Source organism: Streptomyces cavernae, assembly GCF_004023625.1.
Taxonomy (GTDB): Bacteria; Actinomycetota; Actinomycetes; order Streptomycetales; family Streptomycetaceae; genus Streptomyces; species Streptomyces cavernae.
Genome location: NZ_RPDJ01000034.1, coordinates 26020 through 47997 on the forward strand (window position 1 = coordinate 26020; position 21978 = coordinate 47997).

The window sequence follows — 21978 nt, forward strand, 5'->3', positions numbered from 1 at the left end:
AGGGGTGCGCCACATGTCCGCCCCGGGCAGTGGGTGACAGCCGGGCACGGGGTGCCGGGGACGCCCCCGCCTCGGTCACCCGGGCGTCACCCTTTGACCTCCGTGGAGGTGACGGGCTTGCTGCCGGGGCTGGTGCGGACGTCGTCCGTGCATTCGTAGCGGCGCAGCGCACCACCGTCGGGGCCGCCGAGGGTCACCGTGCCGTCGTCCGAGGCCGCTGCCGAGCCCGCGAGGGTGCAGACCAGCTGGGCCAGGGCGTAGGAGGACAGGTTTCCCGGCGGGGTGCTGAGGCGGAGGGCGTCGGCGGGGTCGCCGGAGCGGGGGGAGGAGACCGTCATGCCGCTGCGCACCGCCGTGGTGTACCGGGCCTGCTTCTCCAACGCCGTGGGTGTCTCGGCGAGCTCGTCCACCAGAGCCTGGGCCACCCGTACCCGGTCGGTGGCCGGATTGCCCGAGGGGATGGTGACGGTGCGCTCGACGGTCACGAGCTGCGCGGAGCAGACCAGGAAGATCTGGACCGGGACACCCCCGGAGGACTGGGTGGTGAGATCGGGGCCCGGGAGCGAGCAGGGCACCCGGGACGGGGCCGGGCCGAAGTCCGTGGGGACCTCGGTGGCGCGGATTCCGCACCCGCTGAGGAGAACGGCCAGCAGGGGCAGGGCGGGGAGAAGACGGCGGACGCTCATCGGGAGTCCTCCTCTCGGGTCCCGGCGATCAGCGGGGAGGCGTCACGGGGCAGGCGCAGGGTGAACACCGCACCCCCCTTGGGGGCGTTGGCCGCGGTGATCTCGCCGCCGTGGATGTGCGCGTTCTCCAGGGCGATCGACAGACCGAGACCGCTGCCCTCGGAGCGGGGGCGCGAGGCGCTCGCCTTGTAGAAGCGGTCGAAGACATGGGGCAGGACGTCCTCGGGGATGCCGGGGCCGTTGTCCTGGACCTCGATGAGCAGGTCGTCGTCCTCCGTGCGCACCGAGACGCGCACCGGCGAGCCGCCGTGCTTGAGCGCGTTGCCGATCAGGTTGGCGAGAATCACGTCGAGGCGGCGCGGGTCCAGGCGCGCGGTGATGCCGCGTTCGGCGTCCAGTTCCACCGCGTCCAGCCAGGCGCGGGCGTCGATGCACGCCGTGATCTGGTCGGCGATGTCCACGTCGTCGACGACGAGACGCGCCGTGCCCGCGTCGAAGCGGGTGACCTCCATGAGGTTCTCGACCAGGTCGTTCAGGCGGCGGGTCTCGCTGACGACCAGACGGACCGCCGGCTCGATCATGGGGTCCACGCTGCCCGTCTCGGCGTCCAGTTCCTCTTCCAGGACCTCGGTGACCGCCGTGATGGCCGTCAGCGGGGTGCGCAGTTCGTGGGACATGTCCGCCACGAAGCGACGGGACGCCTCCTCGCGGGCGCTCATCTCCGCGACCCGCTGCTCGAGCGCCTCCGCCGCACGGTTGAACGTCCGTGACATCTCGGCGAGTTCATCGGTGCCGGAGACCCGCAGCCGGGTGTCGAGCTTGCCCTCGCCGAGCCGGCGGGCCGCCGTGCCCAGGCGGTGCACCGGCTTGAGGACCGTGGTGGCCGCGGCCTGCGCGAGCAGCGCCGAGCCGACCAGGGCGAGGGCCGTGGCGATCCCCAGTGACCAGGCGAGGGAGTTGAGGTCCTTGGCCTCCTGCTCCAGGGACTTGAGCATGTAACCGGTCGGTCCGCCGTCGATCACCCTTGTGCCGCCCACCAGGTAGGGCGTGTCGTTCACCACGATCCGCTGCCAGTACAGGTGGTAGGCGGCCTTGTTGTTCGACGACAGCGGCTGCTCCTTGTTGACCGCCTTGCGCAGCGAGGCGGGAACGTCCTCGCGGGTGAAGGTGTCCAGGTCGGAATTGCCGACGACGACGTTGCCGTCCGGGTCCTCGGCGATGAGGAGCACGCTGAAGCGCTGGCTGCTGTTGGCCATCTGCACGGCGGTGCGCTGCAGTTCGTCCTGTGTCGGGTTCAGCGGCAGCGCGCTCGCGTGGCTCTGCATCTCCTGCTGGAAGTCACGCAGTACCGCGTCCTGGGTGCGGGTGAGGACGGCCTCGCGGTTGAGCCAGTACGCGATGCCCGACGCCGACACCGCGGCGGTGAGCGCGACCAGCGCGAAGACCACGACCAGACGCAGCCGCAGACTGGTGAAGCGCAGACCGGACAGGATCGCCTTGCGCACTGCGGCCGGGCCGCGGGACTTGTCGTGCGGTTCGCTCACTGAGGACTGTCCAGCCGGTAGCCGACCCCGCGGACCGTGCGGATGAGCGTGGGCGAGGACGGCACGTCCTCCACCTTGGCGCGCAGCCGCTGCACACAGGCGTCGACGAGCCGGGAGTCGCCGAGGTAGTCGTGCTCCCAGACCAGCCGCAGCAACTGCTGGCGGGACAGCGCCTGTCCGGGACGACGGCTCAGCTCCAGCAGCAGCCGCAGCTCGGTGGGCGTCAGTTGCAGGTCCTCGCCGTTCTTGGTGACCGTCATCGCCGCCCGGTCGATGACCAGGCTGCCGAAGGTCGCCGAGTCATTGGCCTCGCGCTCCCCGCGCCGCAGCACGGCACGGATCCGGGCGTCCAGGACCCGACCCTGCACGGGTTTGACGACGTAGTCGTCGGCGCCGGACTCCAGGCCCACCACCACGTCGATGTCGTCGCTGCGCGCGGTCAGCAGGATGATGGGCAGCTGGTCGGTGCGCCGGATGCGGCGGCACACCTCGAATCCGTCGATGCCGGGCAGCATCACGTCGAGGACGATCAGATCCGGCCGCTGTTCACGCAGCAGTTTCAGACCGTCCTCGCCGGTGGCAGCGGTGGCCACGCGGTGTCCCTGGCGCGTCAGTGAGAGCTCCAGGGCCGTCCGGATGGCGTCGTCGTCCTCGATCAGCAACAGGGAAGGCACGAACGTCATTCTGGCGCATGGCACGGTGGTGTTTCGACTGTTGGAGCGCTCCCATGCGCTGCAGTCCGTTCGCGGCCCGTCTTCGGAGGCCCTCCCGCACGTCCGCCGCGGGTGCCGCCGCGCCCCTGAACGCCGCTGCGTAGCCGTACGACGCTTCTCTGTGGTCATGCTGTGCCACGCCGGGGAGGAACCCCTGTGACACGTCTGTGACAGTCGGCGGACACCGTCATGAAGTGGCCCGGGCAAGCTTTTCGGCACAAGCAAGGAAGCACCGAGGAACCGGAACTCCACGACGGGGGGCGCGAGATGGACACGCTGCACAGCACCAGCACTGGCGCGGTTGTCACGCGGCTCCACGACATGCGGGGTACGGAGAAGTCCGGTGTCGGCCGCGGATGCGCTCGCGGTACCGGGCGTCAGCACACCGTGTACATGACGGTGGTTGACACGCACACGGGGGGAAGCGCCAGCGGGGGAGCTCACGGGGGAGCTGCGTACAGGGAGGTCTCGGGGGAGCGTCGTTCGGTGTCGGAGGCGGAGTTCACCGCCTACGTCCAGGAGCGCCGCGCCTCCCTGTACGCCACCGCGTACCACCTGACCGGGGACCGCTTCGAGGCCGAGGACCTGCTGCAGAGCGCGCTGTTCTCGACCTACAAGGCCTGGGACCGGATCAGTGACAAGGCCGCCGTCGGGGGATATCTGCGGCGGACGATGACGAACCTGCACATCAGCGCGTGGCGCCGCCGCAAGCTGAACGAATACCCGACCGAGGAGCTGCCGGAGACGCCCGGCGACACGGACGCGATGCGCGGCACCGAACTGCGCGCCGTCCTGTGGCAGGCGCTGGCCCGGCTGCCCGAGCTCCAGCGGACGATGCTGGTCCTGCGCTACTACGAGGGCCGCACCGACCCGGAGATCGCGGAGATCCTCGACATCAGTGTCGGCACGGTGAAGTCCAGCATCTGGCGGTCGCTCCGCCGGCTGCGCGAGGACGAGGTCCTCAGCTTCGGCCGTGACGAGGAGGAGTCCTTCGGGGAGCTCGTCGCCTGAGGGATGTGGGGGGCGTCCGTCACTCTGGGGGGAGGCGGCGGACGGCAATGGGGGAACGGGGAAAAGGGGAACCGGTACCGGGGGGACAACGGGGGAGCGGTACCGGAAGCCAACGGGGGTCGGGGGACCCACGGGGGTGAGTTGGCAGAACCGGGGGGCGCAAGGAAACGGGGGAGCAGGAAAACCACGGGGGAAGTGGGTAACACGGGGGAAGCAAGTAACACGGGGGAACAAGGAAGCGGGACTGGAGGGCCGGGGGGTCCGTCCAGTCCCGTTTTCGTGTCCTTGCCCAGCCTCGGTTACGCGGCCGCCTGCACGCACCGTCCGGAGGTGGCCGCCGCCAGGCGTTCCAGGGCCTCATCCATGTCGCAGGGGTGAGCGCCGAGTTCGGTCTGTCGTGCCACGATCGTGCGTTCCAGGCGCATCAGCCGCCAGCCGCGGCGCAGCAGGAACGGCACCGACTTGCGGCCTTCCTTCAGATCGCGCAGGAAACGGCGGCGGAACGTGGCGACCGGGCCTCGGGTCAGGCACAGCGCGTCGGCCAGCAGGCCCAACTCCCGGCAACGCCCGATGATCTCGGCGGCGAAGATGCCCTCCGCGACGAACAGCGGGGTGTGCCCGACGTGCAGGGTCTCCGCACCGGTGCGCGCGCTGAGGGAGATGTCATACGCGGGCACCGTCGTACGGCCCGTGCGGCACAGTTCCCCGATCGCTGCCACGGCCGCCTCCACGTCCCAGGACAGCGGGTGGTCCCAGTCGATGTCCGAACTCCCCGCCACCAGCGGCAGCGTGGGGTCGTCGCCCTCCTTGTAGAAGTCGTCGAGCCGCAGCACGGGCAGGCCGGAGCGGGCGGCGAGAAGGGACTTGCCCGAGCCGGACGGGCCGGACAGCAGGACGACCCGGGTCGGTGTCGAGGGATGTGAACTCACGAGAGTCCAGTGTGAGGCATCGCGGGGCTCCCGCACGAGACGGCGGTTCCCTGGTGGAGCGCACATCACATCTCAACTACCCTGTGTTTCCTTCCGATTACCCTCAGTACCAGAAAGTGGTCCCATCGATGGCACGACACTCGGCCCACTCGTCCCCTGCCGTCCGGCGCGCAGCACTGGCCGTCACCACCGCCGGGATGGCCCTCGGCGCGGGGGCCGGCACGGCCTTCGCGGACACCGCGGTCGCGGCGGACGGGAGCGGCGTCCGGCCCGCGGCCTCGCCCGGCTCCACCGACCCCCGTTCGGGACTCCAGGCGCTCACCGGGAACGTCCGGTACGTCGCGGGCCCCGCGGCGGACCTCAAGCCCAACCCGCTCGCGGGCACGGGCGTCGACCCGCTGGACAACGGCGTCGGCACCCAGATCGCGGACTTCCGGCCCGTGGATTCGCGTGACGTGACGAGGCCGGTGGCGCAGGCCGAGTCCCTGGGGAGTGTTCCGGGGCTGGGCCGGGCGACCGGTCTGCTGCCCGGTTGAGCCGGTTGGGCCGGTCGAGCCGATAGAGGCGGAGTGCTCGGCGCGACCGGCGGAGGAGAACTTCCGGGAGAGAAGGCCCCCGTAGGGCCTTCTCCCTTGGTGTGGCTACTCGGCCCGGCCGCGCAACGGTGCCTCCCGGATCAGCCACGACGTCGCGAAGACGACGGCGCACAGGGCCGCCGTGCCGAGGGCGACGCCGTGCAGGCCGTGCGTGACGGCTTCCCGGAACGCGTCCTGGGTCGCGGCGGGCAGGTCCAGGAGCAGCGCCGGGGTGAGGTCGCCTCCCGTCAGCCGCTCGCCGTCCGGGCCCAGGCTCTCGGAGAGGGAGGCCGCCATCCGGGCCGTGTAGACGGAACCGAGGACCGCGACGCCGAGCGCGCCTCCGATGGTGCGCAGCAGGGTCGTCGTGGCGCTCGCAGCGCCCATGTCGCGGGGCTCGGCGCTGTTCATGGTGATCAGCATCGACGGTTGCATGAGGCAGCCCACCCCGACACCCAGGACGAACGTCACCGCCGAGGGCAGGCCCGCCGAGGTGCCGACGCCGAGCGTCAGCAGCGCGAGGGCGCCCACCGTCGCCATGGCGCCGCCGGCGATCGGGTACATCCGGTACCGGCCGCCGTTGCTCACCCGCCGCCCGATGGCCAGCTGCGCGCCGATCATGCCGAGCATCAGCGGGACCAGGTACAGCCCGCTCCGGGTCGACGACATGCCCTGCACGAACTGCATGTACTGCGGCAGATAGCTCGCCGCCGCCAGCATCGCCGCGCCCGTCGCGAAGCTCAGTACCTGCGCGAGCGTGAAGTTGCGGTCGCGGAAGAGGCGTGGCGGGATGACCGGTTCGGGTGCGCGCCGCTCCACGCGGACGAACGCGGTGAGCGCGGCCGTGCCGATCACGGCGAGGGTGACGATCTGCGGCGAGGTCCAGTCGTAGGTCGTTCCGCCCCAACTCGACAGGAGGGTGAGGGCGAGGATGCCGGCCGTGAGGAGTCCGACGCCCGCGACGTCGATCCGCGCCTTGGCGCGCGGGGCGTCCACATGGACGCCGAGCGCGATGATCGCCAGCGCCACGGCGCCGACCGGCACGTTGACGTAGAACACCCAACGCCAGTCGAGCTGATCGGTGAGGAATCCGCCGAGCAGTGGCCCGCCGATCGTGGCGGCGGGCAGCAGCACCCCGATGAGCGACTGCGCGCGGCCGGCCTCGGCGGGGGTGAGCAGGGTCCCGATGAGGGAGAGCGCCCCCACGAAGAGGCCGCCGGCGCCGAGCCCTTGGACGGCCCGGAAGGCGATCAACTGCCCCATGTCCTGGGCGAGTCCGCACAGCACCGAGCCGCCGAGGAACAAGCCGATGGAGACCAGATAGGTGCCCTTGCGGCCGTACAGATCGCCGGCCTTGCCCCAGATGGGAGTGGAGACGGCGGTGGTGAGCAGGTACACCGTCACCACCCAGGAGAGGTGCTTCAGTCCGCCCAGATCGCCGACGATCGTGGGCAGCGTGGTCCCCACGATGGTGCCGTCGAGCGTGGCGAGCACGATGCCGAGCAGCAGGCCGAGGATGACGAGCCGGGAGGGCGGTGCGCCGGTCGCCACCCCGTCGGTCGCTGCGGGCGGGCTCTCGTCCGTGCGTCGCTTCACGATTCCCCTCAGATCTTCCGGGCGCCGCCGGCTCACGCGACGTACGAGCGAACGGCCCTGGCGTCGCGCAGGGCGTGCCCCCACCAGGCCAGTTGGTCGAGCAGCGCCTTCGCCGCGGTGTCGGCGGCGGGGTCCTTGACGGCGCCGGACTCGTCGAAGCGGCTCCAGGCGTCGTGGAAGCTGACCGTGTTGCGGATGGTCGTGGCGTTCAACTCGGCCATGACGAGGCGGAGTTGTTCCACCGCGCGGAGGCCTCCCGACAGGCCTCCGTAGGAGACGAAGGCGACCGGCTTGCCGTGCCACTGCTCGTTGTGCCAGTCGATGGCGTTCTTCAGGGACGCGGGGAAGCTGTGGTTGTACTCGGGCGTCACGAGGACGAAGGCGTCCGCCGCGGCCAGGCGCGGTGACACTCCGGCGAGCAGGTCCGCGCTGCCGGGCGGCAGGTTTTGGCCGAACGCCGGGAACACGGTGGGCAGTCGGCTCTCGGCCAGGTCCACGACATCGGCGGTCATGTCGTCGCGCTGGGCGAGGTGGGCCGTGAGCCAGTCGGTGACGACGGGGGCGAAGCGGCCTTCGCGGGTGCTCCCGACGAGGACGGCTACGCGGAGGGGTGCGGTGGTGTCGGTCATGGGAACCTCGGTATCACGGTCTGTGTACGGCGTATCGAGACGCGTACAACGTACACAGCGAGCGTGTACGCCGTCTACTGAGGGATACGATGTACGCCACCGCTAGGGAGAGGTGTTCCGGCTGTGGCAACTCAGAAGAAGGATGCGAACGCCGCGGAGGTGACCATCTGGGAGCGCATGGACCGCCCCGCTCCGGCGGCCCGTGTCGCCCTGTCCCCGCAGAAGATCGCCGCCGTCGCGGTGGAGGTCGCGGACGCGGAGGGCGTCGGCGCTGTCACGATGCGCCGTCTGGCCAAGGAGTTGGGGGTCGCGCCCATGGCCGCGTACCGGCATGTCTCGGGAAAGGACGACCTGTGGGCGCTGATGGTCGACCGGGTCTCCGCCGAACTGTCGGTTCCGGACGAGGTGACCGACTGGCGTGAGGTGTTGCGGAGCTTCGCGGTGCAGACCCGGGAGATGACGCTGCGACATCCCTGGCTGGGGTCGATGCCGGCGCCGCTCTTCGCGCTCACGCCGAGGCGGTTGGCCGTGGCGGAGCGGCAGTTGGCCGCGCTCGACGGCCTCGGCCTCGACGTCGACGTGATGATGGCCGCCTTCCGCGCGGTCACCGCCTATGTGTACGGCGCGGCCCGGTCCGAGGTCGTCCTGCGGCAGTACATGGAGGAGCACGGCTGGTGGAGCCCGGACGAGACCAGGCGCGGACTGGCACCGCAGATGCGATACCTGATGGGGACCGGCCGCTATCCGACGTACCGCAAATACGCGGAGCACGCGGCCCGCAAGGACGACGCCGCCTGGGAGTTCGAGACCGGACTCGACTGTCTGCTCGACGGCATCGCGGCCCGCCTCGGCCTGTGACGCGTGCCCCGAGCGCGAGCCCCGGCGTTCCTCCTGGACGGGGAGGAACGCCGGGGCTTCGAGCTGTACGGGCCGGTGGTGTGCGGGCGGGGCGGACCCGCAGCTTCAGTACGACGACCCGGACGCCCCCAGCGACCCCGTGGGGTGCCAGACCGTCTTCGTCTCCAGGAAGGCAGTGAGGCGCTCGATCCCGGGCGGGCCGAAGTAATCCACAGCCTGTGGACGGACGACCCGCTTGAGGTTGTCCGCCGCCGCGATCTCCAGTTCCTTGGCCAGTACCTCGTCGGCGCCCGTGAGGTCGATGGCGTTGACGTCCTGGTGCGCGGCGAGCGGCGCCGCGATCTCCGCCGTGCGGCCGGACAAGACGTTCACGACGCCGCCCGGCAGGTCGGAGGTGGCCAGCACCTCGCCGAGGGAGAGCGCGGGCAGCGGGGACTGCTCCGAGGCGATCACGACGGCAGTGTTGCCGGTCGCGATCACCGGGGCGATCACCGAGACCAGGCCCAGGAAGGACGACTCCTGGGGCGCGAGGACCGCGACCACGCCCGTCGGCTCCGGGGTGGAGAGGTTGAAGAACGGGCCCGCGACCGGGTTACCGCCCCCGACCACCTGGGCGATCTTGTCGGTCCAGCCCGCGTACCAGACCCAGCGGTCGATCGCCGCGTCCACCTGAAGGGCCGCCTTGGACTTGGACAGACCCTCGGCGTCGGCGACCTCACGGACGAACTGGTCCCTGCGCCCCTCCAGCATCTCCGCGACGCGGTAGAGGATCTGGCCGCGGAGGTACGCCGTCGCGCCCGCCCAGCCGCCGAAGGCCTTGCGCGCGGCGACGACCGCGTCACGGGCGTCCTTGCGGGAGGACTGCGGCGCGTTGGCCAGCCACTTGCCCTTCGAGTCGGTCACCTCGTACACCCGGCCGCTCTCGGAACGCGGGAACTTCCCGCCGACGTACAGCTTGTAGGTCTTGAAGACGGACAGCCGCTCGGTCTTTTCGGTCTTATCGGACATCGAGGTACGCCTCCAGGCCATGACGACCGCCCTCGCGGCCGAACCCCGACTCCTTGTAGCCGCCGAACGGCGAGGTCGGGTCGAACTTGTTGAACGTGTTGGACCAGACGACACCCGCCCGGAGTTTGTTCGCCACGGCGAGGATGCGGGAGCCCTTCTCCGTCCAGATGCCGGCGGAGAGCCCGTACTGGGTGTTGTTGGCCTTGGCGACGGCCTCCTCGGGCGTACGGAAGGTCAGGACCGACAGGACCGGGCCGAAGATCTCGTCACGGGCGATGGTGTGGGCCTGGGTGACGTTCGTGAACAGCGTCGGCGCGAACCAGTAGCCGGACGAGGGCAGTTCACAGGCCGGGGACCAGCGCTCGGCGCCCTCCGCCTCACCCTGCTCGGCGAGCGCGGTGATGCGGGCCAGTTGCTCGGCGGAGTTGATCGCGCCGATGTCCGTGTTCTTGTCCAGGGGGTCGCCGAGGCGGAGCGTCGACAGGCGGCGCTTCAGGGAGTCCAGCAGCTCGTCGTGGATCGACTCCTGCACCAGGAGCCGGGAGCCCGCGCAGCAGACCTGGCCCTGGTTGAAGAAGATGCCGGTGACGATGCCCTCTACGGCCTGGTCGACGGGGGCGTCGTCGAAGACGATGTTGGCGCCCTTGCCGCCGAGTTCCAGGGTGAGCTTCTTGCGGGTGCCCGCGACGGTCCGCGCGATCTCCTTGCCGACGGCCGTGGAACCGGTGAAGGCGACCTTGTTCACGTCCGGGTGCGCGACCACCGCGGCACCCGTGTCGCCGTATCCCGGAAGGACGTTGACGACACCCCTGGGCAGGCCCGCCTGACGGCAGATGTCGGCGAAGAAGAGCGCGGACAGAGGCGTCGTCTCGGCGGGCTTGAGCACCACCGTGTTGCCGGTCGCCAGAGCGGGGGCGATCTTCCACGCCAGCATCAGCAGCGGGAAGTTCCAGGGGATGACCTGTCCGGCCACGCCCAGCGGCTTCGGGGACGGTCCGAAACCGGCGTGGTCCAGCTTGTCGGCCCAGCCCGCGTAATAGAAGAAGTGCGCGGCGACCAGGGGCAGGTCGGCGTCCCGCGTCTCCTTGATGGGCTTGCCGTTGTCCAGCGTCTCCAGGACGGCCAGCTCCCGGCTGCGCTCCTGGACGATACGGGCGATGCGGAACAGGTACTTGGCGCGTTCGGATCCGGGCAGCGCCGACCACTTCTCGAACGCCTTCCGCGCGGCGCGCACCGCACGGTCGACGTCCGCCTCGCCCGCCTGGGCGACCTCGGAGAGGACCTCTTCCGTGCTCGGACTGATGCTCTTGAAGACCCGGCCGTCTGCCGCCTCGGTGAACTCGCCGTCGATGAACAGGCCGTACGAGGGCGCGATGTCGACGACGGAGCGGGACTCCGGCGCGGGTGCGTACTCGAATGCGGATGCCTTGGGGGATGCCATGGGGATCAGTCCACCGTCACGTAGTCGGGTCCGGAGTAGCGGCCGGTGGCCAGCTTCTGACGTTGCATCAGCAAGTCGTTCAGCAGCGAGGACGCGCCGAAGCGGAACCAGTGGTTGTCCAGCCAGTCCTCGCCGACCGTCTCGTTGACGAGGACGAGGAACTTGATCGCGTCCTTGGACGTGCGGATGCCGCCGGCCGGCTTCACGCCCACCTGGATGCCGGTCTGCGCACGGAAGTCGCGCACCGCCTCCAGCATGAGGAGGGTGTTCGCCGGGGTCGCGTTGACGGCGACCTTGCCGGTCGAGGTCTTGATGAAGTCCGCCCCGGCGAGCATGCCGAGCCAGGAGGCGCGGCGGATGTTGTCGTACGTGGAGAGCTCACCGGTCTCGAAGATGACCTTCAGGCGGGCGGCGCCGCTCGCCTCCTTCACGGCCCTGATCTCCTCGTACACCTTCAGATACCGGCCCGCGAGGAAGGCGCCGCGGTCGATGACCATGTCGATCTCGTCGGCACCCGCGGCGACCGCCTCGCGCACATCGGCCAGCTTCACCCCGAGGGGCGCGCGGCCGGCCGGGAACGCGGTGGCGACGGAGGCGACCTTGACGGCGGAGCCTGCCACGGCCTCCTTGGCCGTCGCCACCATGTCCGGGTAGACGCAGACGGCCGCCGTGGCGGGCGTCGTGCGGTCCGTGGGGTCCGGGTGGACGGCCTTGGCGCCCAGCGCGCGAACCTTGCCGGGGGTGTCCGCACCCTCCAGCGTCGTCAGGTCGACCATCGAGATGGCGAGGTCGATGGCGTACGCCTTGGCCGTGGTTTTGATCGAACGGGTACCGAGCGAGGCGGCCCGCGCCTCCAGCCCGACCGCGTCCACGCCGGGCAGTCCGTGGAGGAAGCGGCGCAGAGTGCTGTCGGACGTGGTGACGTCGGCGAGAGCGGGTGCTGCGTTTGCAGTGGTGGGCATGGTCACGAGATGAGCATATCTACGCGCGTAGCGGCTGTACAGGGGAGCGTTGCGCTGCGCTGTGCCTGGGCGGAGGGTCGGCTTTCGGTGGAAGGGGGCCGGGGGGTGCTGACTTCCGGTGGAGGGGGCGGTGTGGGGCGTCGGCTTCCGGTGGAGGGGGCGGTGTGGGGCGTCGGCTTCCGGTGGAGGGCGCCGGGTGGGGCGTCGGCTTCCGGTGGACGAGGCCGGAGGCGACGGCTTCCGGTGGAAGGGGGTGGGGCGTCGACTTCCGGCGGAAGGGTGCCGGGCCGGGCGACGGCTTCCGGTGGCAGCGGGTGCCGGGTCGGGTTCGCGGGATGCTGCCGCAGGGGGCCGTTCCGGCGTCGGGCAGAATCGGCGTCATGACGACCCCGGACCCTCAGCCACCCCCCTCGGACTCCTCGTCCTCTCCGTCATCCCCGGCGTCCTCGTCCTCGTCGCAGACGGCGTCCCGGGACAGGATCTACCGTTCGCCCGCGGGGATCGCGGGCGGCGTGCTGCTGCTCGGCCTGGTCGGGTGGCTCGGGATCGACGCGCTCGTCGCGGGGGACGGGCGGGTGCCGTGGCTGGCGCTCGCGGCCATGTTGCTGATGGTGCCGCTGATCACGGCGTTCACGCTGCGGCCGGCGGTGTTCGCGAACGAGGACCGGCTGCGCATCCGCAACCCCTTCAGGGTGGTCGAGCTGCCCTGGGCCACGGTCGAGTCGTTCCGGTCCGGCTACTCCAACGAGGTGCTGGACACGGCCGGAGCCAAGTACCAGCTGTGGGCCATTCCCGTGTCCCTGCGCGCCCGCAAGAAGGCGACACGCCGACAGAACCGGGCCGAGGCTGACGGGATGGCCCCGGCGGACGGTCCCATCCGCGCCCAGGCGGACCAGATCATGGACGAACTGGGCGAGCTGAAGGAGTCCCGGGCGGCGGCGCCGACGTCGCAGGGCGAGCCGACCGTGCGCTGGGCGTACGAGGTCGCCGCCCCGGCCGTGGCCGGGGCGGTCCTGCTGGTGATCCTCATCGCGACGGGCTGACCGGATCCCCTGGGGGCCTGAGCGCCCGGGCCTCCCTCAGGAGGGGGCTGAGCGCCCGTCTTCCCCAGGACCGGAGCTTCCGGCCTCTCCCAGGAGGGGGACTGGAGCGCCCGGGCTCGGCTCCGTCCGGTGGAGCGGCCCGGCCACCGGGGCGTTCGGGTTCCCGCTGCCTCCGGCTCGGCGGCCCGGCCGTCGAGGGGCTCGGGTTCCTTGGCCGGTCGGCTCGATGGCTCGGCGGCCCGGCCGTCGAGGGGCTCGGGTTCCTTGGCCGGTCGGCTCGATGGCTCAGCTGCCGAGGGCCGCGCCGAAGGTCGGGGAGCCGGTGGTGGAGACGCCGACCGTGGTCGGGCCGAAGTTCTTCGCGCCGCTCGTCGTCGGGCCGCTCGTGGTGCCGCGCAGGGTCCACACCGCGCCGTCGCCCGCGTTCTCGTCCGGTGCGGTGACGGCGAGGTCGGCCCGGGAGTCCTTCGACGTGTCGGCGAGCAGGACGCGGGCGCCGAAGTGGTCGCCGTCCTCGGAGGTGCCGGGGACGCCGGAGGTGGACTGGGACAGGGTGGCCGCGCCGGCCGTGGTGAGGCCGGTGGCGCGGCCGTACAGCACGGTCACCGTGCCGGTGCCGCCCGCGCCGCCGATCGACTCATGCGACGCGCCCGCCGCGAGGTCCGCGTACCCGTCGCCGTTGAGGTCCCCCAGGGCGACCCCGCTGCCGAACCGGTCGCCGGACTCGGCGCTCCCGGGGACTCCGGACGTGGCCTGGGTCAGGGTGCGGGTGGTGAAGGACGTGGTGAACGCCTCCTCTGGCGCCCCGTACACGAGCGCGACCGCGCCGCCCAGGGCGCCGGACGGGTCGGCGGAGGTCTCACGGTGGTTGCCGATCGCGATGTCCGCGTGGCCGTCGCCGTTGACGTCGGCGACGGAGGAGACGTAGCCGGCGGGCAGGAACTCCAGCCAGTCGGTGAAGTTGGAGATCCGGGCGTCGGCGAACGCGGTGACGGCGTCGTCGGTGCCCTTGGTGCGGCTGTGGATGATCAGGGCGTCGGAGCCCGTGCCCAGCACGTCGCCCGAGGAGAGGTACTCGACGCCGTACGAGGTGTCGAAGAAGCTCGTGCCTCTGCCTCCCGTGAAATCGCCGGACTTGGCGAACGGTCCCTCGACGATCCCGAGGGGGAAGCGGCCGGTGCCGCCCACCGCCACGTCGTCGTCCCCGTCGCCGTCGAAGTCGCCGGCGGTCATGGCCTGGCCGTAGCGGTCCATGTCGCTGGGGTTGTAGTTGACGAGGGTGCGTGCGCCGGACAGGCCGGCAGCTCCGCCCCACACGATGACCACGGTGCCGTCGTTGGTGTCGCCGTAGACGTCCTCGCCCGGGGCGCCGACGACCAGGTCCGCGTAGCCGTCGGTGTTCAGGTCCGCGGAGGCGACCGCCGTGCCGAAGGCGTCACCGGCCTCGGCGCCGCCCGGGACGCCGGAGGTGTTCTGGGTGATGAGCCGGTACTTCGCCGGGTCGGCGCCGGCGGAGCCGCCGTAGACCACGGACACGGCACCGGCCTTCGACTGCCCGGCGACCGTGGCGCCCGGCGCGCCGATCGCCAGGTCGCGGTAGCCGTCGCCGTTGAAGTCGTACGGGACCGCCGGGGTCGCCGCCTCGACGGAGGAGGCGGTCAGGGTGAGGGGGACCCCGACGGCCGCGAGGAGGGCCGCGGCCGTCGTGGCGGAGCGGATGCGCATCGGGTTCCTTGGGCTCGAGAAGAAGGCGAAGGAGAAGGCGAGGAGAAGGAGTGGGGCGGGGTGGGGGGTGTGCCGGTGGTCGTCCTCCGGCCTACTCCGCAAGCTCCGTACCGAAGTTGGACGCCGTCGTGAGGGAGACGTCGAGTGCGGAGATGCTCTTCGCGCCGGTCGTGGTCACGCCTGCGCTCGTGCCGCCGAGGATCCAGACGGCGCCCCTGCTGTTCTCGTCGGGGGCGGACACCACGAGTTCCGCCCGGCCGTTCTTGTTGAGGTCGATCAGCCGGACGGCACCGCCGAAGCCGTCGTAGGTCTCGGCGGCGCCCGGGACGCCCGAGGTGTCCTGGGTGTAGGTCTTGGCGCCGGTCGTGGTCAGGCCCGAGGCGGAGCCGTACAGGACGGTGACCGAGCCCGCGTCCCGCTTGGTGCCGACGTCCTCGCCCGGGGCGCCCACCGCGACGTCGGCGAACTTGTCGCCGTTGATGTCGCCGAGGCTCACCGTGGCGCCGAAGCGGTCGTAGGTCTCGCCCGCCCCCGGCACCCCCGCGGTGTCCTGGTGGATGACGGTCGGGGTCTGCGCCAGGTCGGGGCCGGCGGGGCCGCCGTACCAGATCGCGAGCTGCCCGCCCTTGTGGCCCACCGGGTAGTTCTCGTCCGGGTCCTGGTGCTGGGAGAGGACGAGGTCGCCGTAGCCGTCGCCGTTGATGTCACCCACCGCACCCTTGTCGCCGTCAGCCTTGGTCATGTCGGTGATGGCGTACGACGAACCGGTCCAGCGGTAGTACCACACGTGACCGCCGGGGTCGGCATCGGTGCGGAACGGGTAGACGCGTTCCGCCGCGCCGTCGCCGTTCAGGTCGCCCGCTGCGACGTCGGCCGTGGAGCCGATCATGCCGACGTTGCCCGCGCTCGCCGCCGTGCCGTCGCTCTTGAACGGGCCCAGGTAGAGCCGGGTGCGGGACTGTCCGGTGACCGTCAGGTCCGCCGCGCCGTCGCCGTTGAAGTCGGCCGCCGCGAGGTCCATCGAGTAGCCGCCGTACTCGGAGAGCGTGGACGGCTGCGGCACCGTCACCCCGCCCTTCAGCCCGGAGGAGCTGCCCCACAGGATGGTGACCATGCCGACGGCGTCCCGGTCGCCGATGCTCTCGCCCTCCGCGCCCACGGCGAGGTCCGCGTAACCGTCCCTGTTGAAGTCGGCGGGGGACAGGCTGGTGCCGAACAGGTCACCTTGCTCGGCCGTACCGGCGACACCGCTGGAGTTCTGCGTGATCACGGTCCGTCTGGCGGCGGAGACGCCGGACGAAGAGCCGTACAGCACGATGACGGCCCCGGCGGCCGACCTGCCGCCGACGTCCGTGTTGCTCGCGCCGATCGCGAGGTCGCGGTAGCCGTCGCCGTTGAAGTCGTCGGGCGCCACGGTCGCGGCCGTCGCCGTGACCGCCGAGAACGTCAGCAGTCCGCCGCCCGCCAGCGCGGTCGCGGTGGCCGTCGCGAGGGCGAGACGCAGGTACTTGTGCATGCGGGTCTCCTGCGGCATGCGGGATGTCCGGGGTGACATCCCTGTCGATGGGGAGCGCCCCGCCCGCGTAACCCGTGGTTGGGAGGGGGTTCGCGTGCGGTTGGCGATCAAGAGACCCGCGTCGAGGGGCAAGGGTTGTACATGCGTTTGGTTACTTTTCGGCCACGGTGTGGCTCGTTCTGTCGGTAGTACGCCGGAGCCCCGGTCCCGGGCCGACTGCCGACTGCCGACTGATCGGTCCAGGACCGGGGCTCGTACGGGCGAGTCGGTCGTGTCGCGAAGGGACGTGCCTTGCGAGAGGTCGTGCCACGAGGGGCTGTGCCACGAGGGGCATCTCGCGTGGGGCATCTCGCGTGGGGCATCTCGCGTGGGGCGTCTCGCGTGGGGCTATGCCGCGAGGATCGCGACGGGGCGTCTCCCGTGGGGCTGTGTCCCGAGGAGGCGCCTCGCGCGGGTCAGATGCCCGCCGCCGCCGCGAGATCCCGCTCGACCTCCGCCAGCAGCTCCGCGGCCTTCGCCCGCGCCGCCGGGAGGTCGGCGTGCGCGGCGACCGGCACCACGACCTCCAGGTAGCACTTCAGCTTGGGTTCCGTGCCGCTCGGCCGGACGATCACCCGGGCTCCCTCCAGGGTGTAGCGGAGTCCGTCCGTGGGCGGGAGCTTCTCCGTACCCCGGGTGAGGTCCTCCGCCTTGGTGACGGCGAGACCCGCCAGCCGCTGCGGGGGCTGCTCGCGCAGCCGGCGCATGGCGTCCGCGATGACCGACAGGTCCTCGACGCGGACCGCGAGCTGGTCCGTGGCGTGCAGGCCGTGCTCGACGGCGATGTCGTCCAGGAGGTCCGTGAGCGTCCGGCCCTCCTCCTTCAGCTGCGAGGCCAGTTCGGTGATCAGCAGCGCCGCCGTGATCCCGTCCTTGTCGCGGACCCCGTCCGGGTCGACGCAGTAGCCGAGCGCCTCCTCGTACCCGTAGCGCAGACCGTCCACCCGGGCGATCCACTTGAAGCCCGTCAGCGTCTCCTCGTACGGCAGCCCGGCCTTCTCCGCGATCCGGCCGAGGAGCGAGGACGACACGATCGACTCCGCGAACGTGCCCCGCGCGCCCCGCCGCACCAGGTGTGTCGCGAGCAGCGCGCCCACCTCGTCGCCGCGCAGCATCCGCCACTGAGCGCCGTCCCGTACGGCCGCCGCGCACCGGTCCGCGTCCGGGTCGTTGGCGATGATCAGGTCCGGCTGCGGGGACTCGGCGCGTGCCGTGGCGAAGGCCAGGTCCATCGCCCCGGGTTCCTCCGGGTTGGGGAACGCGACCGTCGGGAAGTCCGGGTCCGGCTCGGCCTGCTCCGCGACCAGGACCGGCTCCGGGAAGCCGGCCCGCGCGAAGGCCGCGAGCAGGGTGTCCTTGCCGACGCCGTGCATCGCCGTGTAGACGGTGCGCGCGGTGCGCGGCGAACCCTCGGCCAGCACCGCGTCCGTACGGGCGAGGTAGGCGTCGAGGACGCCGTCGTCGAGCGTCTCCCAGCCGGACTCGGGCCGCGGGACGTCGTCCAGGGCGCCCACCGCGTCGATCCGCGCCGCGATCTCCGCGTCCGCGGGCGGCACGATCTGGGAACCGTCGCCGAGGTAGACCTTGTAGCCGTTGTCCCGGGGCGGGTTGTGGCTGGCGGTCACCTCCACGCCCGCGACCGCGCCGAGGTGCCGGATGGCGAAGGCCAGCACGGGTGTGGGCAGCGGACGCGGCAGCAGCGCCGCGCGCAGCCCGGCACCCGTCATGACCGCCGCCGTGTCCCGGGCGAAGTCGGCGGACTTGTGACGGGCGTCGTAGCCGATGACCACCAGCCCGCCCGCCTGCCCCTGGTCCTCGAGGTACGCGGCCAGGCCCGCCGCCGCGCGGATGACCACCGAACGGTTCATCCGCATCGGGCCCGCCCCCAGCTCTCCGCGCAGCCCAGCCGTGCCGAACTGCAGGGTCCCCGCGAAGCGCGCCGCGAGCTCGGCCGTGTCCCCCGACTCCGCGGAGTCGACCAGCTTCGCGAGTTCCTCGCGGGTCTCCGGGTCGGGGTCCTCGGCGAGCCACGCCCGGGCCCGCGCGAGGAGTTCGTCCTGCACGTCCTGCACGTCCTGCACTTGAGGTCAGCCTCTCTTCTCGTACGTGTACGGGGTCCGTACGGGATCTGTACGGAAGTCGCCTACCCCGAAAGCATTCGACGGCGCTGGAGCGCTGGATGCGCCCCCAGCCGGCTCTGGATGCGGCTGCGCCCCGGCCCTGCGCTAGATGCGCCCCAGCACCTGGGCCAGCAGCGATCCCATGCGGGTCGCCGAGTCACGGCCCGCCTGGAGGACCTCCTCGTGGTTGAGGGGCTCGCCCGTCATGCCCGCGGCGAGGTTGGTCACCAGGGAGATGCCCAGCACCTCGGCGCCCGCCTCGCGCGCGGCGATCGCCTCCAGGCCCGTCGACATGCCGACCAGGTCGGCGCCGATCGTGCGGGCCATCCGGATCTCGGCGGGGGTCTCGTAGTGCGGGCCGGGGAACTGGGCGTACACCCCCTCCTCGAGCGTCGCGTCGATCTCCTTGCACAAGGCGCGCAGCCGGGGCGAGTAGAGGTCCGTGAGGTCGACGAAGTTGGCGCCGACGATGGGGGAGGCGGCCGTCAGGTTGATGTGGTCGCTGATCAGCACCGGCTGGCCGGGGCGCATGCCCTCGCGCAGCCCGCCGCAGCCGTTGGTGAGCACGACGGTCTTGCACCCGGCGGCCACGGCGGTGCGTACGCCGTGCGCGACCGCGGCCACGCCGTGGCCCTCGTAGTAGTGGGTGCGGCCGAGGAAGACCAGGGCGCGCTTGGCGCCGATCCGGTACGAACGGACCTTGCCGCCGTGGCCCTCGACGGCCGGCGGCGGGAACCCGGGCAGCTCGGTGACGAGGATGTCGGCCTCGGGGGTACCGAGCGCGTCGACGGCCGGGGCCCAGCCGGAGCCCATCACGAGGGCGACGTCATGGGTCTCGGCGCCCGTCAGTTCCCGAAGCCGCCCGGCGGCGGCGTCGGCGGCGGCGTGGGGGTCGCCCTGGATGTCGTCCGGAAGAAGAGATGCGTTCACGGGCATGAGAGTAGCCGGTTCGGCCCTACGCGCGTAGATGACGAAGGCAGGGGAGTGTGATCGTTGTCTTGTCGTTTCTCGGCCCCGCGTCCACTCGGCGTCCTTGCGCGTCCACACCGCGTCCTTGCGCGTCACTCCGCGTCCTGCCGTTACTCGGTCCGCTTCGGTCCGCTTCGGTCCGCTTCGGTCCGCTTCCGTCCCCCGCTCGGCCCGCTTCTCCGTACGTGCCTCAGTCCGTCTCCGTGACCAGGACGTCCCGGTCGTTGAAGACCACCACGATGAAGATCAGCAGGCGGCCCATGCTGACGGTGTACTCGACGAGGATGTTCTGCGTCAGCCGGATCGTCCGGTCGTCGCCGGTGGCGCTTATCGACCGGGACAGATCGGGGAACGGGTTGCGGGCGAGCAGGGCGATGCCCTTGTCGAAGGAGGCGCGCTGCTGGTCGTCGAGCCGGTCGCGGGCCGCGGCCGCCTGCTCCGTGTAGAAGACCTGATACGTGGTTACGCCGGTAACGCCGGTCATGGACCCTCCCGTCCGTGGTCGGCTCCGTCCCTGGCCGCCCTGGCCGGCCCTGACCGGGCCGGGCGCGGAGCAGCCGGAGCCCGCACCGGAAGCCGGAGCCGGCACCGTGGACGAGGCTAGACCGCCCGAGCGGTCAGCAGGGCCGCTTGCGCAGTTCCATCACGTAATCGTGCGGTGCGCCCGCCGACTCGGCCGCGTCGGCCACCTCACCGAGGTAGCGGGCGGACGGCAGACCGCCCTCGTAGCCGTTCAGGACGTACGCCCAGGCCGGCTCCTCGCCCTCCAGGGTGTGCACCCGGATCCGGGTCCGGCGGTAGATGTCGAGTCCTACGCCCTCCCAGCGGTCCAGGGAGTCCTCGTCCATCGGGGCGATGTCGTACAACGCCACGAACACCTGGGAGCCCGGTGACTCGACGATGGTGGCCAGTGCGCCCTCCCAGCCCAACTGCTCGCCTCCGAACGTCAGCCGCCAGCCGTTCAGCCAGCCGGTGGCGCGCATCGGCGAGTGCGGGGCGCGGCGGGTCATCAGCCGCGCGTCGAGATTGCCGGCGTACGCGGCGTAGAGCGACATGGCACTGAGGGTACGACAGCCGTGCCGTCCGTCTCTCCAGTAACAAAGGCGCATCGGGGGCGCCCCGGGCGGAAGCCACCCCGAGGCGTGCGGGACAATGGGGTACGTGACTCGGATCGTGATCATAGGCGGCGGACCCGGCGGATACGAAGCGGCCCTGGTGGCCACGCAACTCGGCGCGGAGGTGACGGTCGTCGACTGCGACGGCCTCGGCGGCGCGTCGGTGCTCACCGACTGCGTACCGTCGAAGACGCTGATCGCGACCGCCGAAGTGATGACGACGTTCGATTCTTCGTACGAAGAGCTGGGGATCATCGTCGCGGACGACACGCCGCCGCTGGAACAGGCCGCCCGGGTCGTCGGTGTGGACCTCGGCAAGGTCAACCGGCGTGTCAAGCGGCTGGCGCTCGCCCAGTCGCACGACATCACCGCCTCCGTCACGCGCGCCGGCGCCCGGGTCATGCGCGGCCGCGGCCGGCTGGAGGGCATGCAGGCCCTCGACGGCTCCCGCAAGGTGATCGTCCGGGCCGCCGACGGCTCCGAGGAGACCCTCGCCGCCGACGCCGTGCTGATCGCGACCGGCGGGCATCCGCGCGAGCTGCCCGACGCCCAGCCGGACGGCGAGCGGATCCTGAACTGGACCCAGGTCTACGACCTCGACGAACTGCCCGAAGAACTGATCGTGGTCGGCTCCGGCGTCACCGGTGCCGAGTTCGCGGGTGCCTACCAGGCCCTCGGCTCCCACGTCACCCTCGTCTCCTCCCGCGACCGGGTGCTGCCCGGTGAGGACCCGGACGCCGCCGCGGTGCTGGAGGAGGTCTTCCGCCGCCGCGGCATGAACGTGATGGCCCGCTCGCGCGCCGAGTCCGCCAAGCGCATCGGGGACCGTGTGGAGGTCACCCTCTCCGACGGCCGGGTCATCTCCGGCTCGCACTGCCTGATGGCCGTGGGCGCCATCCCCAACACGGAGGGCATGGGGCTGGAGGAGGCCGGGGTCAAGCTCCGCGACTCCGGGCACATCTGGACGGACAAGGTGTCGCGCACGACCGCTCCGGGCGTGTACGCGGCCGGTGACGTGACCGGTGTCTTCGCACTCGCCTCCGTGGCCGCGATGCAGGGCCGTATCGCGATGTACCACTACCTGGGCGACGCGGTGGCCCCGCTGAACCTCAAGACCGTCTCCTCGAACGTCTTCACGGACCCCGAGATCGCCACCGTCGGCTACACCCAGGCCGACGTGGACGCGGGCAAGATCGACGCACGCGTGGTCAAGCTGCCGCTGGTGCGCAACCCGCGCGCGAAGATGCAGGGCATCCGGGACGGTTTCGTCAAGATCTTCTGCCGCCCGGGCACCGGTATCGTCGTCGGCGGTGTGGTCGTCGCACCGCGCGCCTCGGAACTGATCCACCCGATCTCGATCGCGGTCGACAACAACCTGACGGTCGAGCAGATCGCCAACGCGTTCACCGTCTACCCGTCCCTGTCGGGCTCGATCGCCGAGGTGGCACGGCAGTTGCACACCCGAAAGGCAACGGGCGAGGCCTGACACGGAATCGGGC

The 21978-nt window shown here is 71.4% G+C and carries 20 protein-coding genes; 5 read left to right on the forward strand and 15 right to left on the reverse strand.

What is annotated here, in order from left to right; translation table 11 throughout:
- Positions 1–86: 86 nt before the first annotated feature.
- Genes EF387_RS35835 through afsQ1 form a run of 3 tightly spaced genes read right to left on the reverse strand, consistent with a single transcriptional unit; the run spans position 87 to position 2904 of the window.
- The gene (locus tag EF387_RS35835; RefSeq protein ID WP_128380787.1) at positions 87–686 is read right to left on the reverse strand and encodes a hypothetical protein; all 600 of its coding nucleotides are present in this window, start codon (positions 684–686) and stop codon (positions 87–89) included.
- Positions 683–2230: a sensor histidine kinase gene (locus EF387_RS35840; RefSeq protein ID WP_128380788.1), complete on the reverse strand. Its 1548-nt coding sequence runs from the start codon at positions 2228–2230 to the stop codon at positions 683–685. The genes EF387_RS35835 and EF387_RS35840 overlap by 4 nt, the downstream gene beginning before the upstream one ends.
- Positions 2227–2904, reverse strand: a complete 678-nt coding sequence (gene afsQ1, locus EF387_RS35845) for a two-component system response regulator AfsQ1 (protein WP_128380879.1) — start codon at positions 2902–2904, stop codon at positions 2227–2229. The genes EF387_RS35840 and afsQ1 overlap by 4 nt, the downstream gene beginning before the upstream one ends.
- A 306-nt stretch (positions 2905–3210) precedes the next feature.
- On the opposite strand from afsQ1, the gene EF387_RS35850 reads away from it, so the two are divergent.
- Positions 3211–3954, forward strand: coding sequence for a SigE family RNA polymerase sigma factor (locus EF387_RS35850; RefSeq protein WP_128380789.1), 744 nt, complete (start codon positions 3211–3213; stop codon positions 3952–3954).
- Between the two features lie 299 nt (positions 3955–4253).
- On the opposite strand, the gene EF387_RS35855 is transcribed toward EF387_RS35850, so the two are convergent.
- The gene (locus EF387_RS35855; protein WP_128380790.1) at positions 4254–4883 is read right to left on the reverse strand and encodes a uridine kinase family protein; all 630 of its coding nucleotides are present in this window, start codon (positions 4881–4883) and stop codon (positions 4254–4256) included.
- Positions 4884–5011: 128 nt separating this feature from the next.
- On the opposite strand from EF387_RS35855, the gene EF387_RS35860 reads away from it, so the two are divergent.
- Positions 5012–5419, forward strand: a complete 408-nt coding sequence (locus EF387_RS35860; RefSeq protein ID WP_128380791.1) for a hypothetical protein — start codon at positions 5012–5014, stop codon at positions 5417–5419.
- Between the two features lie 105 nt (positions 5420–5524).
- On the opposite strand, the gene EF387_RS35865 is transcribed toward EF387_RS35860, so the two are convergent.
- Positions 5525–7054, reverse strand: a complete 1530-nt coding sequence (locus EF387_RS35865; RefSeq protein ID WP_238431888.1) for an MDR family MFS transporter — start codon at positions 7052–7054, stop codon at positions 5525–5527.
- 32 nt (positions 7055–7086) lie between these two features.
- Positions 7087–7683 carry an NADPH-dependent FMN reductase gene (locus tag EF387_RS35870; RefSeq protein WP_128380793.1) on the reverse strand — a complete coding sequence of 199 codons (597 nt, stop codon included), beginning with the start codon at positions 7681–7683 and terminating at the stop codon, positions 7087–7089.
- Positions 7684–7806: 123 nt separating this feature from the next.
- Here EF387_RS35870 and EF387_RS35875 point away from each other — a divergent pair, with 123 nt between their 5' ends.
- Entirely contained in the window at positions 7807–8541 is a 735-nt protein-coding gene (locus EF387_RS35875) for a TetR/AcrR family transcriptional regulator C-terminal domain-containing protein (RefSeq protein WP_238431889.1), read from the forward strand.
- A 105-nt stretch (positions 8542–8646) separates the two neighbouring features.
- Here the strand turns inward: EF387_RS35875 and EF387_RS35880 are convergent, their stop codons facing one another.
- Genes EF387_RS35880 through deoC form a run of 3 tightly spaced genes read right to left on the reverse strand, consistent with a single transcriptional unit; the run spans position 8647 to position 11952 of the window.
- A complete protein-coding gene (locus EF387_RS35880; RefSeq protein WP_128380794.1) occupies positions 8647–9549 on the reverse strand; it encodes an aldehyde dehydrogenase family protein in 903 nt (300 codons plus the stop codon).
- Positions 9539–10990 carry an aldehyde dehydrogenase family protein gene (locus EF387_RS35885; RefSeq protein WP_128380795.1) on the reverse strand — a complete coding sequence of 484 codons (1452 nt, stop codon included), beginning with the start codon at positions 10988–10990 and terminating at the stop codon, positions 9539–9541. The genes EF387_RS35880 and EF387_RS35885 overlap by 11 nt, the downstream gene beginning before the upstream one ends.
- Before the next feature lie 5 nt (positions 10991–10995).
- Positions 10996–11952 (reverse strand): deoxyribose-phosphate aldolase, encoded by a 957-nt coding sequence (gene deoC / locus EF387_RS35890; RefSeq protein WP_128380881.1) that lies wholly within the window; start codon positions 11950–11952, stop codon positions 10996–10998.
- Positions 11953–12332: 380 nt separating this feature from the next.
- Between deoC and EF387_RS35895 the strand changes: the two genes are divergently transcribed.
- A complete protein-coding gene (locus EF387_RS35895) occupies positions 12333–12995 on the forward strand; it encodes a PH domain-containing protein (protein ID WP_128380796.1) in 663 nt (220 codons plus the stop codon).
- A 285-nt stretch (positions 12996–13280) separates the two neighbouring features.
- Here EF387_RS35895 and EF387_RS35900 read toward each other — a convergent pair whose 3' ends face one another.
- The 6 genes from EF387_RS35900 to EF387_RS35925 form a co-directional block, all read right to left on the reverse strand.
- On the reverse strand, positions 13281–14720 hold the full coding sequence (locus EF387_RS35900; protein WP_128380797.1) for an FG-GAP-like repeat-containing protein: 1440 nt from the start codon (positions 14718–14720) through the stop codon (positions 13281–13283).
- Positions 14721–14811: 91 nt separating this feature from the next.
- Positions 14812–16236 (reverse strand): FG-GAP-like repeat-containing protein, encoded by a 1425-nt coding sequence (locus EF387_RS35905; protein ID WP_128380798.1) that lies wholly within the window; start codon positions 16234–16236, stop codon positions 14812–14814.
- A 455-nt stretch (positions 16237–16691) separates the two neighbouring features.
- On the reverse strand, positions 16692–18338 hold the full coding sequence (locus EF387_RS35910; RefSeq protein ID WP_128380882.1) for a phospho-sugar mutase: 1647 nt from the start codon (positions 18336–18338) through the stop codon (positions 16692–16694).
- A gap of 162 nt (positions 18339–18500) precedes the next feature.
- The gene (locus tag EF387_RS35915; protein ID WP_128380799.1) at positions 18501–19325 is read right to left on the reverse strand and encodes a purine-nucleoside phosphorylase; all 825 of its coding nucleotides are present in this window, start codon (positions 19323–19325) and stop codon (positions 18501–18503) included.
- Positions 19326–19554: 229 nt separating this feature from the next.
- The gene (locus EF387_RS35920; protein WP_128380800.1) at positions 19555–19848 is read right to left on the reverse strand and encodes a type II toxin-antitoxin system RelE family toxin; all 294 of its coding nucleotides are present in this window, start codon (positions 19846–19848) and stop codon (positions 19555–19557) included.
- Positions 19849–19981: 133 nt separating this feature from the next.
- Positions 19982–20419 (reverse strand): gamma-glutamylcyclotransferase family protein, encoded by a 438-nt coding sequence (locus EF387_RS35925; RefSeq protein ID WP_128380801.1) that lies wholly within the window; start codon positions 20417–20419, stop codon positions 19982–19984.
- 97 nt (positions 20420–20516) lie between these two features.
- On the opposite strand from EF387_RS35925, the gene EF387_RS35930 reads away from it, so the two are divergent.
- The gene (locus tag EF387_RS35930; protein WP_128380802.1) at positions 20517–21965 is read left to right on the forward strand and encodes an NAD(P)H-quinone dehydrogenase; all 1449 of its coding nucleotides are present in this window, start codon (positions 20517–20519) and stop codon (positions 21963–21965) included.
- The last annotated feature ends 13 nt before the right edge of the window (positions 21966–21978 follow it).

Excerpts from the sequence above, each read along its gene's own strand:
- EF387_RS35930 (WP_128380802.1), top strand. The coding sequence starts at position 20,517 with ATGGGGTACGTGACTCGGATCGTGATCATAGGCGGCGGACCCGGCGGA.
- EF387_RS35920 (WP_128380800.1), bottom strand. The coding sequence starts at position 19,848 with ATGACCGGCGTTACCGGCGTAACCACGTATCAGGTCTTCTACACGGAG.
- EF387_RS35905 (WP_128380798.1), bottom strand. The coding sequence starts at position 16,236 with ATGCACAAGTACCTGCGTCTCGCCCTCGCGACGGCCACCGCGACCGCG.
- EF387_RS35850 (WP_128380789.1), top strand. The coding sequence starts at position 3,211 with ATGGACACGCTGCACAGCACCAGCACTGGCGCGGTTGTCACGCGGCTC.
- EF387_RS35895 (WP_128380796.1), top strand. The coding sequence starts at position 12,333 with ATGACGACCCCGGACCCTCAGCCACCCCCCTCGGACTCCTCGTCCTCT.
- EF387_RS35835 (WP_128380787.1), bottom strand. The coding sequence starts at position 686 with ATGAGCGTCCGCCGTCTTCTCCCCGCCCTGCCCCTGCTGGCCGTTCTC.
- EF387_RS35885 (WP_128380795.1), bottom strand. The coding sequence starts at position 10,990 with ATGGCATCCCCCAAGGCATCCGCATTCGAGTACGCACCCGCGCCGGAG.
- EF387_RS35860 (WP_128380791.1), top strand. The coding sequence starts at position 5,012 with ATGGCACGACACTCGGCCCACTCGTCCCCTGCCGTCCGGCGCGCAGCA.
- EF387_RS35900 (WP_128380797.1), bottom strand. The coding sequence starts at position 14,720 with ATGCGCATCCGCTCCGCCACGACGGCCGCGGCCCTCCTCGCGGCCGTC.
- EF387_RS35925 (WP_128380801.1), bottom strand. The coding sequence starts at position 20,419 with ATGTCGCTCTACGCCGCGTACGCCGGCAATCTCGACGCGCGGCTGATG.
- EF387_RS35880 (WP_128380794.1), bottom strand. The coding sequence starts at position 9,549 with ATGTCCGATAAGACCGAAAAGACCGAGCGGCTGTCCGTCTTCAAGACC.
- EF387_RS35870 (WP_128380793.1), bottom strand. The coding sequence starts at position 7,683 with ATGACCGACACCACCGCACCCCTCCGCGTAGCCGTCCTCGTCGGGAGC.
- deoC (WP_128380881.1), bottom strand. The coding sequence starts at position 11,952 with ATGCCCACCACTGCAAACGCAGCACCCGCTCTCGCCGACGTCACCACG.